The organism is Nonomuraea fastidiosa (assembly GCF_042751225.1).
GTDB classification, from domain to species: Bacteria; Actinomycetota; Actinomycetes; order Streptosporangiales; family Streptosporangiaceae; genus Nonomuraea; species Nonomuraea fastidiosa.
In genome coordinates, this window is record NZ_CP170570.1 from 1644663 (window position 1) to 1657289 (window position 12627).

A 12627-nucleotide genomic window follows, 5' to 3' on the forward strand; every position below is an offset into this window, starting at 1 on the left:
CCGGTGTCAACTTGGTGGACACATGTCTCAAACAGTGAGACTCGTCCGCATGAGCGAGTCGACGCCGCGCGCCGCCATCGGCCGCGCCACCAGGAAGCCCTGCCCCCTCGTGCAGCCCATCTGCTTGAGCAGTTCGAGCTGCTCGGGACGCTCGATCCCCTCGGCCACCACGATAAGCCCGAGGTCGTGCCCGAGCTGCACGATCGTGCGGGTGAGCAGGGTCAGCGTGTCGTCCTTGCCGAGCCCCGACACGAACGACGGGTCGATCTTGATCATGTCCACGGGGAGCTGGCGCAGGAAGGCCAGCGAGGCGTAGCCGGTGCCGAAGTCGTCGATGGCCAGCCGCACGCCGAGCGAGCGCAGCTCCGACAGCCGCTTGATCGTCTCCTCGGCGTCCTCGACCAGCATCTCCTCGATCACTTCGAGCGTGAGCGACGAGGCGGGAAGGCCGCTCTCGCGCAGCGCCTCCTCGACCGTCTCGACGAACCTGGGCGCCATGATCTGCCGCGCCGACAGGTTCAGCGACAGCCCGATGTCCCACGACGAGGCCCGCCAGGCCGCCACCTCCCTGCACGACTCGCGCAGAATCCACTCGCTCAGCGGCACGATCAGCCCGGTGTCCTCGGCCGGGCCCAGGAACTGCTCGGGCGGCACGAACACCGAGCCGCGCCACCACCGCACCAGCGCCTCCACCGCGGTCACCCGCGACGTCGCGAGGTCCACCACCGGCTGGTACTCGATGGCGAACTGCTGCTCGATCAGCGCCCGCTGCAGGTCGGCCGCCAGCTCCAGGCGGCGCACCACGTCGGCGTGCATCTGCGCGGCGAACACCTCGACCCGGCGTCCGCCCAGCTCTTTGGAGCGCGCCATGGCGACGTCGGCGTTGCGCATGAGGTCGCCGGCGGGCATGCCCTCCTCGGTGAAGGCCACCCCGACGCTCGCCGTCAGCGCCACGTCGCGGTCGGCCACCCGGAACGGCTCCTGCGAGACCGCGCGTACCAGCCGCTCGGCCAGATCGACCGCCACCTGCGCCTCGCCGCCGGTCTCCACCAGCACCGCGAACTCGTCGCCGCCCCAGCGGGCCAGCGTGTCGTCGGCGCGTACGGCGCTGCGCAGCCTGCGTGCCGCCTGCCCGAGCAGGTAGTCGCCGCTGGCGTGCCCCACCGAGTCGTTGACGGAGGTGAAGCCGTCGAGGTCGAGGAAGATCACCGCGACGTTGCCCGACGTGCGGCCCGACAGCACCTCCCTGGTGCGCTCCTCGAAGTAGGCGCGGTTCGGCAGCCCCGTCACGCCGTCGTGGAAGGTCAGGTGGGCCACCTGGTTGCGCAGGGCCTCCTCGTCGCTCACGTCGCGCGTGGTGACCAGCATCAGCTCGTCGCCGCCGACCTGGCGGGTGGCCACCGACTCGGTGGGCCGCCAGGTGCCGTCGGCCGCGCGTACCCGGCAGGCGATCAGGCAGGCGCCCGGCGTGGCCGCCGCCTCGTCGTCGAGCGTCAGGGCGCGCATGGCGACCTGGATGCCCGGCACGTCCTCCGGGTGGATGTAGTCGAAGATCGAGCCGCCCACGACGTCGGCGGGCTTGTAGCCGTACGTCGCCTCGACGCCGGCGCCGATCTCCCGTACGACGCCCTGGTAGTCGCAGGTGAACACCACGTCGCCGGTGCTCTCCGCCAGGTCCATGAGCTGGCGGCGGCCCAGCTTGACCTGGCCGCGCAGGCGCAGGTTGGTGGCCGAGGCGACGAACAGGCGCACCAGCAGGAGCAGCACGACCGAGGCGCTGAGCGCCGCGACGCCCGCGTTGGGCGGGTCGGGATGGCTGCCCATCTGATGGGCCGCCATCGAACAGACCGCCACCGCGACCAGCACCAGCGGCGCGAGGCCCACCGCGTGGCCCACGGCGGGACGGCCCGCCGCCCGGCCCTTCGGTCCCCATGGCACCGCGGCCAGCATCAGGAACGCGACCGGCGCGAGCATGACGCTCCACAGCTGCGGCTCGCCCTCCAGCAGCCGTCCCACGGCGGAGCCCACCGCGGCCACCGTCATGGTGACCAGCACGCCCAGCCCCGCGAGGCCGAGCAGCCACGACTGCGCCTTGCTGGTGACCACCGAGGGGATCACGGCGCACGTCACCAGCAGCGCGATCATCGGCGGCAGCATGGCCAGCGTGAACCCGACCGGGTCCGCGGCCTCCGCGTAGACATGCCGCAGCGCCGTCACCCACCCGATGAGCAGGAGGGACACGGCGCACAGGTAGGCGTCCGTGAGCTGCCGTAAAGCCGTCCTGGCCGGGAACCTGCGGTCGGCGGCGATCAGCGCGCCGCCGGCCGTGACCACGGTGCCGAGCAGGACGAACATGTCCGCGAAGTTGACCACGAACCCGTCGGCGAACGGCCGCAGGGTCACCCCGGCGGCCCAGATGACCGCGCCGCCGCCCATCCAGCGGGCGCTCGCCGCCGAGGGGCGGTGCGTCGCGGCATGTCGTACCGAGGCGATCAGCAGGGAGGCCGCGGCGATCAGTGCCGCGAGCCCGCCGGCGACCGCACCGGTGATCGTGGCAGGGGCCTGCGCCAGCAGGACGGTGGCGAACGCCACCGCGCCTGCCACCGCCGCGGCGGCCGGCGGCACCCGTGGATCACGCCAGCGGATCAAGTCGTTGCCCATCCCGTCTCGAACTCTGCACCCGCGACCGCCGAAGCCCGGACGATCACCTCTGCCAGTGTGTGCGGTCGTAGGTGCGCGGGTGGTGACAACGCCGATGTCGTCACCGATCTGATAACCAGACAGACCAATTGCCGCTGCCAAGAGATCCTTGACAGTGAGTCAGGAACTCCTGGCAAAGGTAACCGTACGCAGCTGAGGTCACGGACCAGCCACGTTCCGGAATCCTCTCAGTACGCGTCGGTTATGACGTTGACCAGCTCTTCACCGGCGAGGTAACGCTCCAGCTGGGCCCGGATGAGACGCAGCGTCCGCCGTTCGGACGCGGGGGTGCTGCCCGCGATGTGCGGCGTGATCAGCACGTTGGGCGCGCTCCAGAGGGGGTGGCCCTCCGGCAGCGGCTCCGGCGCGGTCACGTCGAGCGCCGCGCGCAGCCTGCCCGTCTTCAGCTCGGCGACCAGGGCGTCGGTGTCGACGATCGTGCCCCTGGCCGCGTTGACCAGCACGGCTCCGTCCTTCATGCGCGCGAGGAACGCGGCGTCCACCATGCCGGCGGTGTCGGGGGTGGCCGGCACCAGCAGCACCACCACGTCGGCGTCCGGCAGCAGGGCGGGCAGCTCGTCCATGGCGTGCACGCCGTCGCGCGCCCTCCTCGCCACCCGGACGACCTCCACCTCGAACCCCTCCAGCCGGCGCTCGAGCGCCGACCCGATCGAGCCGTAACCGACGATCAGCACGCGCGAGTCGGCCAGCACGTCGGTGTGGTGGTAGGTCCACTCGCCCCTGCGCTGCGCGTCCACGAAACCGGGGAACTCCCTGAGCACCGCGATCATCGCGCCCACCGCCCACTCGGCGGTGCCCGCGTCGTGCACGCCGCGCGCGTTGCACAGCACCGCGCCCTCCGGCATGTGCGGACGGTACGGCTCCACACCGGCCGTCACCGTCTGCACCAGCCGCAACGAGGTCATCCTGGCCAGCGTCCCCGGCACGTCGGGCACCGTGACCAGCGGCGGAACCCAGACCTCGACCTCCTCCACCCCCTCGGGCATCGGAGTCGTGCTGTTGTAGACGGCACATTCGATGCCGGGAAGGTCGGAAAGTGCAGCTGCCACCGATTCGGACGGAACCCAGGTCTTCATGCCGAGAACCTTACGACTGCGGGGGCAGGATGGAACACATGAGGAGGCTCTGGACGATCATGCTGCTGGCCGTTCTGACGGCGTGCCCGGCTCTCACAGCGTGCTCGGCGAGCGGCGGCGCGGTCAAGCCCACCGCGGCCGTGCAAGCCGATGCCGCCCCGGGCGAGCCGAAGGACGTCGCGACCGGGCTTTCCGTGCCGTGGGGGATCGCGTTCCTGCCCGGCGGCGACGCGCTCGTCACCGAACGCGACACCGCCCGGCTGCTGCGCGTCACCCCCGCGGGCCAGGTCACCGAGCTGGCCACCATCAGGGAGGCGCGGCCCGACGGCGAAGGCGGCCTCATGGGCGTCGCCGTCAAGGACCAGCAGGTCTTCCTCTACTACACCGCCGAGAACGACAACCGCATCGTGCGCTACCGCCTCGCCGGCGACGCGCTCACCGACGAGCGGCTGCTCGTCCGCGACATCCCCAAGGGCGGCATCCACAACGGCGGCCGGCTCGCCTTCGGCCCCGACGGCTTCCTGTACGCCACCACCGGCGAGACCGGCGACCAGGACCTCGCCCAGCAGCGCGACTCCCTCGGCGGCAAGATCCTGCGCATGACCGCGGACGGCGCGCCCGCGCCCGGCAACCCGTTCGGCACCCTCGTCTACAGCTACGGCCACCGCAACGTCCAGGGCCTCGCCTGGGACCCGTCCGGGCGCCTGTACGCCTCCGAGTTCGGCGCCAACACCTACGACGAGGTGAACCTGATCAAGCCAGGGGGCAACTACGGGTGGCCCGAGGTCGAGGGACGCGGCGACGATCCCCGCTACGTCAACCCCATCCTCACCTGGCCCACGTCGGAGGCGTCGCCGTCCGGGATGGCGTACGCCGGCGGTTCCCTGTGGGTCGGCGCGCTGCGCGGCGAGCGGCTCTGGCAGATCCCGCTGGGCGCCGATGGATCCGCCGGGTCGCCGGTCGCCCACTTCACCGACCGCTACGGCCGCCTGCGCGCCGTGGCCACCGCCCCCGACGGGTCGCTGTGGGTGGGGACCAGCAACAAGGACGGCCGCGGCTCCCCCCGTCCCGGCGACGACCGCCTCCTCACCGTCACCCCGTCCTGACCGCACCCTCCCTGTGGGAACCCGGCCCGTCCTTCCCGCTCGGGGCGTTCGTCGAACGCGTGACTTCGGGGTGATCGGCGGAGGTCCTTTCCGGTGGGGAGAAGGGGCGGCGGCTGAGGCCCTTCCGGCGGAACGGAGGGCCCTGGCTGAGATTCCTCCGTCCGCGCGTCAGCGGCCGGTGCAGACCGTTTGGGGGCGGGGGCGGTACTTGGTGGTGACCTTCTTGTCCTTCTTGACCACCTTGCCGTCCTTGTGGAAGACGCGGGTCACGTCGATGGTGAAGCCCTGCTCCCCCGTCGTCGGTACGCAGTCGGGCGCGGTGCTGACCTCGCGCCGGAACGGGGTGAAGTCCCGCCGCTCCGACTCCACCGCCTCGATTTTGTCGTACCGCTTGACCCCCCACAGCGTGACGGTGACCGACGTCGGGGTGGAGGCGGTCTTGATGAGCACGCCGTTCTCCGAGTCGTTGCGCCACTTGAGGTCGGGGTCCGGCCAGAGGAGCGTCGCGTCGCGCCCGGCGGGGTAGCGGGCGGAGTAGTAGTCCATGGGCTGGTGCTCGACGTCCTCGAACCCGGCGAAGTACGCCGCGTTGTACAGCGTGGTCGCGAACTGCCCGCCACCGCCGCCGACGACGTTGACCGTGCGCCCGCCGACGACCTGACCGGCCTGGACGTACCCCTCCTCGACGGTCCGCTCGCCGAGCGCCTCGTTGAGCGAGAACGTCTCGCCGGGCCGCACCACGTAACCGTCGAGCTTCTCGGCCATGCGCTTGATGTTGGTGACGCGCGGCTGGCAGCAGTCGAAGGTCGTGGTGAACGAGGCCGCGATCTCCTTGATGCCGAGCCCCTGGATGCGGGAGGTCTCGACGGTGGGGGCGACGGTGCCGAGGCGTACCGGGATGACCCGGCTGCCGCCCTGGTCGAACACCTTCTCGGCGTCCCTGGCGAGCAGCTTGTCGTTGACGCCGCGTCCGGGCCGCGAGGGCACGAGGACGGGCTTGCCGTTGACGATCTCGTACGTCGCGTCCCTGGGCTGCTGCGCCTCGTCCACCAGGTTGTTCTCGACCTGCCGCAGCACGGCCTTGGCGTTGAACCGCGGCACGAGCCGCCCTTCGCCGTCCACCTGGTACGTGAGGTTCGCCGCGATCATGGCCGGCGGGATCTGCACCTGCTTGGGCCCGAGGGTGAGCGTCAGCGGCGCGGAGACGGCGGCCCTGGCCTTGGTCAGCGCCTCTTCGACGGCCCCCGGGGTGGTGGCGGGCTTGGCGGGCCTGAGGGTGAGCACGACGTTGCCGCCGCCGTTGAGGAAGGCCTTGCTGATCCTGCGGATGGCGTCGTCGCGGTCGAGCAGCACGCCGTTCTCGGGCATGCGGGCGCGCGGCTGGAGCCCGTTGAAGACGATGCGGCCCTCGCGGGCGGGCTTGTCGACGGTGCCGGCGAGCCCTTCGACGGTCCTGGCGAGCTGGGCGGCGTCGAGGGTGATCTTGGGGGTGAGCTCGGTGGTGCCGGTGAGCCCCCGCCAGACCTCCTCAGGGGTGGGGAACCCGCTGGGCGCCTGCCCGATGGTGCCGACGACGTCGAGTTCGAGCCCGGCCTCGTCGGCCTGGATCGTCTCCTTCTTGCCGCCGATGTCCGCGATGACGGGCTTGCTGAGCTTGGTGGCCAGCTCGGTACGCAGCTTGTCGGCGGCCTTGGTCACCGTCAGGCCGCCGATGTCCACCCCGGCCACCCGGGTGCCGCGCAGCACGGAGCCGGACATGAGCACGGCAGGCACCACGTACGCGAGCGCGGCCAGGATCACGACCAGCGAGACGATCGCGGGCAGCAGCCGACGGCGCCGTGGCGGCTCGGGCTCTTCGAAGGACGACGGGCGTTCCGGCGTCCCGAAGACGGGCGCGGGTTGCGCGGGCTCCTTCTCGGAGGCCATGGGCCAGGGTTGCGCGGGCGGAGCGGCCGGTGGCAGCGCCCCGCCCTTGCCCGCCGTGCCGCCCGCGGCGCTCGGGCCTTGGGCCGGTCGGGTCTCCTGACGGTCCGGCGGGCCGAAGATGTCCCGGGAGACCCCGGGGGGCAGCCCTTCGATCCGCGGCTTCCTGGAGACCTTCGACGTGGGTAGAGGCACCGAGGCGAACGGGTCGGTCGGTGATTCGATCGGTCCGGCGTTTCGCACGCCTCAATCTCCTCCCGGTCCGCAGCCAAGTCTCAGGCAACAGTAAGGCACGCAGATCGGCATATGTCACGGGAAATGGCTACGGAAGTGTGTCAACCTAGCCACCGGTAGCGATGTTCGGGCCGTCCGGCGGTCCCGTAACGGGGCCTCAGCTCGGCCTGGCCGACCGCGCACAGGTACTCCAGATAGCGGCGGGCGCTCACCCGCGACAGGCCCGTGAGCTCGGCGGCCTCGGCCGCGGACAGGTCGCGCCCGGCCTCCCGCAGCGTGTCTGCGACCAGCGCACAGGTGGCCGCCGACAGCCCCTTGGGCATGGGAGCGGCGGACGGCAGGACTCCGAAGAGCCGGTCCACGTCGTCCTGGCGCGCCTCGGGGCCGATGGCGGTCAGGCGCTCGCGGGTGTCGGCGTACTGGCGCAGGCGTTCGGTGAGCGCGGCGGCGGTGAACGGCTTGATGAGGTAGTTGACCGCCCCGCCGCGCATGGCCTCCCTGACGGTGGGCACGTCACGGGCGGCGCTGATCATGAGGACGTCCACGTCGTGCAGCGCCTTGAGCACCTCCAGGCCCGACATGTCGGGCAGATAGATGTCGAGCAGCACCAGATCGGGCCGCAGCTCGGCCACGGCGGCGAGCGCCTCGGCGCCGGTGTGCGCGACCGAGACGACCTCGAAGCCGGGCACCCTCGCCACGTAGCCGCTGTGGATGCGGGCCACCATGAAGTCGTCGTCCACGACCAGCACCCGGATCGCGGCGTCGTTGCGGCCCTCGGTCGCGGTCATGTGGCGGCCCTCGCGGGGAGCAGTGCGGTGAAGACGGCGCCGCCGTCGTTGCGTACGCGCACCCAGCCGCCCCTGCGCAGGCACGCCTGCCGGGTGAGCGCGAGCCCCAGCCCGCGCGGCCCCGAATGCGCGGCCTTGGTGGTGAAACCCTCCCTGAAGACCTCCTCCACCAGCTCGGGTGCGATGCCGGGGCCGGAGTCGCCGACCCGTACGTGCAGCCCGTCGGCGTCGGCGCGTACCGACACCTCGATCGTGCCCTCCGCGCCGTCGAGCGCGTCGATGGCGTTGGCGACGAGGTTGCCGACCACCAGCACCGCATCGCGCGGGTCGCCGAGCGCGCCCTCGGGCACCGAGGAGTCGTCGGAGAGCACCAGCCTGGCCCCGCGCTCGGCCGCCTCGGCCGACTTGGCCATGAGCAGCGCGGCCAGCGTCGGATCCTGGACGCGTTCGCGCAGGTCGGTGGCGTTGGTGTCGTGGGTGGTGCGGGTGATGAAGCCGATCGCGGCCTCGTGCTCGCCGAGTTCGAGCAGGCCGACCACGGTGTGCATGCGGTTGGCGAACTCGTGCGCCTGCGCCCGCAGCGCCTCCGTGGCGCTGCTGGTGTCGTCCAGCTCACGGGCCAGGCGGACCAGCTCGGTACGGTCGCGCAGGGTGACCACCCAGCCGAGCTGGCGGCCGCGTACCCAGACGGGGGTGCGGTTGAGCACCAGCACCCGTTCTCCGTGCAGCACGATGCGGTCCTCGCCCGGGTCGGCGCCGCCGAGCACGTCGCGCATGCGCTCGGAGACCGGCATCGTGGCGAGGTCCTCGCCGACGTCGCCGAGCAGCTCGCGGGCGGCGTCGTTGACGAGCGTGACCCTGCCCTCCATGTCGAAGGCGATCAGGCCCTCCTTCACTCCGTGCAGCACGCCCTCGCGCTGCTCCAGCAGCGCGGCGATCTCCCGCGGCTCCAGCCCGAACGTCTGCCTGCGCACCCGCGCCGTGATGAACGCCGCCAGCGCCAGCCCCGCGAGCAGCACCGCGAGCGCGGTCCAGATGAGCGGCGGCAGGGCGTCGAAGAGCTGGCCGGTGACGGTGGTCGCCAGCACGCCGACGGAGACCAGGCCGATGACCTCGCCGTATTCGTCTCTGATGGGCGTCTTGCCCCTGAGCGTGGTGCCGATCGTGCCGGTCTCGATGCCGACCCAGCTCCGGCCGGTACGCAGGACCGTGCTGCCGTCGGTGGACAGCTTCTCGCCGATCAGCGAGGCGTTGGGGTGGGCGTAACGCCGCTGCTCGGTGTTGGCGATGACCACGTAGTCGGCGCCGGTCTCGGCCTGGACGCTCAGCGCCAGCGGCTGCAGCACGCTCTCCGGGTGCTCCAGCTTGAACGCCTCGCGTACCTGCGGCAGCGCGGCCACCGACTGGGCGATCGCCAGCGCCCGCTGCTGGTGCAGCGAGTCGAGCTGGTCGCGGGTGTGCTCCGCCCACACGGCGGCCGTGCCGCCGGCGGCCAGCAGCACGATCACCATCTGGAGCGCGAAGAGCTGCGTGCCGAGCGAGGCGTCACGAACCCTTCTCAGCCTGTTCATCGAGGCTCATCGAAACAAAAGCAGGTCACGTCCGGGTCGCGACCAATACGACCACTACGACGGCAACCACGCAAAGCCTCGACGTGGCGGGGAATAGGACCTCACCATGCCACTCCCGACGACTGTGAATTCCCCCACCTTGGAGTGAACATGCGCTTGCGCGTATTCGCCGCCCTCGCGGCACTCACCCTGGGCGCGTTGACGGCCTGCGGCGGCGCCGGCGGAGGCGGCGCGTCCGCGAACGCCACCCTGCGCATCATGGCCCCCGCCTCGCCCGGCGGCGGCTGGGACCAGACCTCCCGCGTGGCCGAGCAGGCGTTCAAGGCCGCCGTGCCGGACCGCAAGGTCGAGGTGTACAACGTGCCCGGCGCCGGCGGGACGATCGGCCTGGCCCAGCTCGCCGGCGAGAAGGGCAACGGCAACCTGCTGATGACCATGGGCCTGGTCATGGTGGGCGCCATCGAGCAGAACAAGTCGAAGGTCACGCTGGCCGAGACCACGCCCATCGCCAAGCTGACCGAGGAGTACGAGATCGTCGTCGTCCCGGCCGAGTCGCCGTTCAAGACGCTGGCCGACCTGGTCGCCGCCTGGAAGGCCGACCCGGCGAAGGTGTCGATCTCGGGCGGCTCGGCGGGCGGCACCGACCACATCGTGGCCGGGCTGATGGCCAAGGCCGCAGGCGTGGACCCCAAGCAGGTCAACTACATCGCGCACTCGGGCGGCGGCGAGGCGCTGAACGAGCTGCTCGGCAACAAGGTCAGCGCCGGCATCTCGGGGGTGGGCGAGTTCGCCGAGCACGTGAAGTCCGGCAAGCTCCGCGCGCTGGGCGTCACCTCCGGCGAGCGGCTGCCCGACCTCGACGCGCCCACCCTGAAGGAGGCCGGGCTGGACGTCGAGCTGTCCAACTGGCGCGGCTTCGTGGCCCCCGGCGGGCTCTCCGACGCCGACAAGAAGGCCCTGACCGACCTGGTCACCAAGATGCACGACGCGCAGCCGTGGAAGGACGCGGTGGCCAAGAACGGCTGGATCGACTCGTTCCAGACCGGGCAGGAGTTCGCCGACTTCCTCGCCGCCGAGCAGACCAGGGTCAAGGGCATCATCGCCGAGATGGGGCTCGTGTCCTGATGGCTCGCTGGTGGCGGCCCGAGCTCGGGCTGGCGCTCGTGGTGCTGCTGCTGGGCGTGCTCGTCGTGGTCGGCACGCTCGACGTGTCGGCCGCGGCCTCCCAGCTCGGCCTCGGGCCGCGGTTCTTCCCCATGCTGGTGGGCGGCGCGATGGTGCTCATCGGCCTGTTCTACGTGGCCGACGTGCTGCGCGGCGGCCGCGCCGACCCTGAGGAGAGCGAGGACGTCGACGCCGACGCGCCCACGGACTGGCGCACGCTGAGCCTGGTCAGCGGCGTCTTCCTGGCCTTCGCCGCGCTGCTCGACCTGCTCGGCTGGATCATCGGCGCGAGCCTGCTGTTCTTCGGCCTGGCCGTCGTGCTGGGGGCCGGGCACCGGCTGCGCGCGGCCGGGATCGCGGTGGTCATGGGCGTGGTGACGTACCTGCTGTTCGTGAAGGGGCTCGGCGTCTCGCTGCCCGCCGGGCCGCTGGAGGGGCTGATCTGAGGTGACCTCGTTCCAGCTCCTGCTCGACGGCTTCGCCGCCGCGCTGACCCCCGTCAACCTCCTGTACGCGCTCGTCGGCGTCACGCTCGGCACGCTCGTCGGCGTGCTGCCCGGCATCGGGCCCGCGATGACCGTGGCGCTGCTGCTGCCGATCACCTTCACCGTGCCGCCGACCAGCGCGTTCATCATGTTCGCCGGCATCTACTACGGCGGCATGTACGGCGGCTCGACCACTTCGATCCTGCTCAACACGCCCGGCGAGTCATCGTCGATGATCACGGCGCTTGAGGGCAACAAGATGGCCAGGCGCGGGCGGGCGGCGCAGGCCCTCGCCACGGCCGCCATCGGCTCGTTCGTGGCCGGCACGATCGCCACGGCGCTGCTCGTGGTGGCCGCGCCCGCGGTGGTGAGCTTCGCGATCTCGTTCGGTCCCGAGGACTACTTCGCGCTCGCCATCCTCGCCTTCACCGCCGTCTCCTCGGTGCTGTCGCGCTCGATCGTGCGCGGCCTGGCATCGCTGGGGCTCGGCCTGGTGATCGGGCTGATCGGCATCGACCAGCAGACCGGGCAGGCGCGGCTCACGCTCGGCATCCCGCAGCTGCTCGACGGCATCGACGTGGTGATCGTCGCGGTCGGCCTGTTCGCGCTCGGCGAGTCCCTGTACGTCGCCAGCCGCCTGCGGCACGCGCCTCCCGAGGTGGTACCGGTGGGCCGGGCCTGGATGGGGCGCTCCGACTGGCGGCGCTCGTGGAAACCATGGCTGCGCGGCACGGCCCTGGGCTTCCCGTTCGGCGCGCTGCCCGGCGGCGGGGCCGAGATCCCGACGTTCCTGTCGTACGCGGCCGAGAAGCGCCTGGCCAAGGGCGTGGCCAAGGAGGAGTACGGCAAGGGCGCCATCGAGGGCGTGGCCGGTCCCGAGGCGGCCAACAACGCCTCCGCGGCCGGCACCCTGGTCCCGCTGCTCACGCTGGGCCTGCCGACCTCGGCCACGGCCGCGATCATGCTGGCCGCGTTCCAGCAGTACGGCCTGCAGCCCGGCCCGCAGCTCTTCGACCACAACCCGGCGCTGGTCTGGGGCATGATCGCATCGCTGTTCCTCGGCAACACGATGCTGCTGGTGCTCAACCTGCCGCTGGCCCCGGTGTGGGCGCGCATGCTGCGCATCCCCCGCCCGTACCTGTACGCCGGGATCGTGCTGTTCGCCGCGCTCGGCGTCTACGCGCTCAACGGCACCGTCGTTGACCTGTTCGTCCTGTACGTCCTGGGCCTGCTCGGCTACGCCATGCGCCGCTTCGGCCTGCCGATCGCGCCCGCCGTGATCGGGATGATCCTGGGGCCGATGGCCGAGATCCAGCTCCGCCGGGCACTGGCCATCGGGGCGGGCGACGTGACCGTGCTCGTGCGCAGCCCGGTCGCGGTCGTCCTGCTCGCGCTGTCCCTGCTCGCCCTGCTCAGCCCGCTGATCAGGCGGTGGTACGCCCGGCGCAACGCGCCCGCACGTACGGAGCCGGAAAGGAAGGCGCCCGCAGGCATCTGAACGCGAAAGGAGGGCCCCGCCCACGCGGGACCCTCCTTGACGGCCTTTCGCCAAGACGGCC

Annotated in this window: 9 protein-coding genes; 4 read left to right on the forward strand and 5 right to left on the reverse strand. The window is 71.7% G+C overall.

The genetic code is table 11. From position 1 onward, the window contains the following. Positions 1–27 precede the first annotated feature (27 nt). Positions 28–2661 (reverse strand): GGDEF domain-containing protein, encoded by a 2634-nt coding sequence (locus ACFMQL_RS07430; RefSeq protein WP_364059042.1) that lies wholly within the window; start codon positions 2659–2661, stop codon positions 28–30. 227 nt (positions 2662–2888) lie between these two features. Next, positions 2889–3770, reverse strand: coding sequence for a 2-hydroxyacid dehydrogenase (locus ACFMQL_RS07435; protein WP_364059045.1), 882 nt, complete (start codon positions 3768–3770; stop codon positions 2889–2891). 56 nt (positions 3771–3826) lie between these two features. On the opposite strand from ACFMQL_RS07435, the gene ACFMQL_RS07440 reads away from it, so the two are divergent. Continuing rightward, positions 3827–4903: a PQQ-dependent sugar dehydrogenase gene (locus ACFMQL_RS07440; protein ID WP_378785025.1), complete on the forward strand. Its 1077-nt coding sequence runs from the start codon at positions 3827–3829 to the stop codon at positions 4901–4903. Between the two features lie 168 nt (positions 4904–5071). Here ACFMQL_RS07440 and ACFMQL_RS07445 read toward each other — a convergent pair whose 3' ends face one another. The 3 genes from ACFMQL_RS07445 to ACFMQL_RS07455 all read right to left on the reverse strand — a co-directional run bounded on the left by ACFMQL_RS07445 (position 5072) and on the right by ACFMQL_RS07455 (position 9419). Next, entirely contained in the window at positions 5072–7069 is a 1998-nt protein-coding gene (locus tag ACFMQL_RS07445) for a VanW family protein (protein WP_364059051.1), read from the reverse strand. Between the two features lie 92 nt (positions 7070–7161). Next, complete coding sequence (locus ACFMQL_RS07450; protein ID WP_364059054.1) at positions 7162–7848, reverse strand: response regulator; 687 nt, start codon at positions 7846–7848, stop codon at positions 7162–7164. Then, on the reverse strand, positions 7845–9419 hold the full coding sequence (locus tag ACFMQL_RS07455) for a sensor histidine kinase (RefSeq protein ID WP_364059057.1): 1575 nt from the start codon (positions 9417–9419) through the stop codon (positions 7845–7847). Before ACFMQL_RS07455 ends, ACFMQL_RS07450 begins: the two co-directional genes overlap by 4 nt. A 150-nt stretch (positions 9420–9569) precedes the next feature. Between ACFMQL_RS07455 and ACFMQL_RS07460 the strand changes: the two genes are divergently transcribed. The 3 genes from ACFMQL_RS07460 to ACFMQL_RS07470 are packed head-to-tail and all read left to right on the forward strand — an operon-like array spanning position 9570 to position 12566. Beyond that, the gene (locus ACFMQL_RS07460) at positions 9570–10544 is read left to right on the forward strand and encodes a tripartite tricarboxylate transporter substrate binding protein (RefSeq protein ID WP_364059060.1); all 975 of its coding nucleotides are present in this window, start codon (positions 9570–9572) and stop codon (positions 10542–10544) included. Further along, positions 10544–11029 carry a tripartite tricarboxylate transporter TctB family protein gene (locus tag ACFMQL_RS07465; RefSeq protein WP_364059063.1) on the forward strand — a complete coding sequence of 162 codons (486 nt, stop codon included), beginning with the start codon at positions 10544–10546 and terminating at the stop codon, positions 11027–11029. Before ACFMQL_RS07460 ends, ACFMQL_RS07465 begins: the two co-directional genes overlap by 1 nt. A 1-nt stretch (position 11030) precedes the next feature. Further along, a complete protein-coding gene (locus ACFMQL_RS07470) occupies positions 11031–12566 on the forward strand; it encodes a tripartite tricarboxylate transporter permease (protein WP_364059066.1) in 1536 nt (511 codons plus the stop codon). Positions 12567–12627 lie beyond the last annotated feature (61 nt).

What these genes read in the sequence shown, in the direction of transcription:
- ACFMQL_RS07430 (WP_364059042.1), bottom strand. Translation starts at nt 2,661, where the DNA reads ATGGGCAACGACTTGATCCGCTGGCGTGATCCACGGGTGCCGCCGGCC.
- ACFMQL_RS07440 (WP_378785025.1), top strand. Translation starts at nt 3,827, where the DNA reads ATGGAACACATGAGGAGGCTCTGGACGATCATGCTGCTGGCCGTTCTG.
- ACFMQL_RS07450 (WP_364059054.1), bottom strand. Translation starts at nt 7,848, where the DNA reads ATGACCGCGACCGAGGGCCGCAACGACGCCGCGATCCGGGTGCTGGTC.
- ACFMQL_RS07455 (WP_364059057.1), bottom strand. Translation starts at nt 9,419, where the DNA reads ATGAACAGGCTGAGAAGGGTTCGTGACGCCTCGCTCGGCACGCAGCTC.
- ACFMQL_RS07460 (WP_364059060.1), top strand. Translation starts at nt 9,570, where the DNA reads ATGCGCTTGCGCGTATTCGCCGCCCTCGCGGCACTCACCCTGGGCGCG.
- ACFMQL_RS07465 (WP_364059063.1), top strand. Translation starts at nt 10,544, where the DNA reads ATGGCTCGCTGGTGGCGGCCCGAGCTCGGGCTGGCGCTCGTGGTGCTG.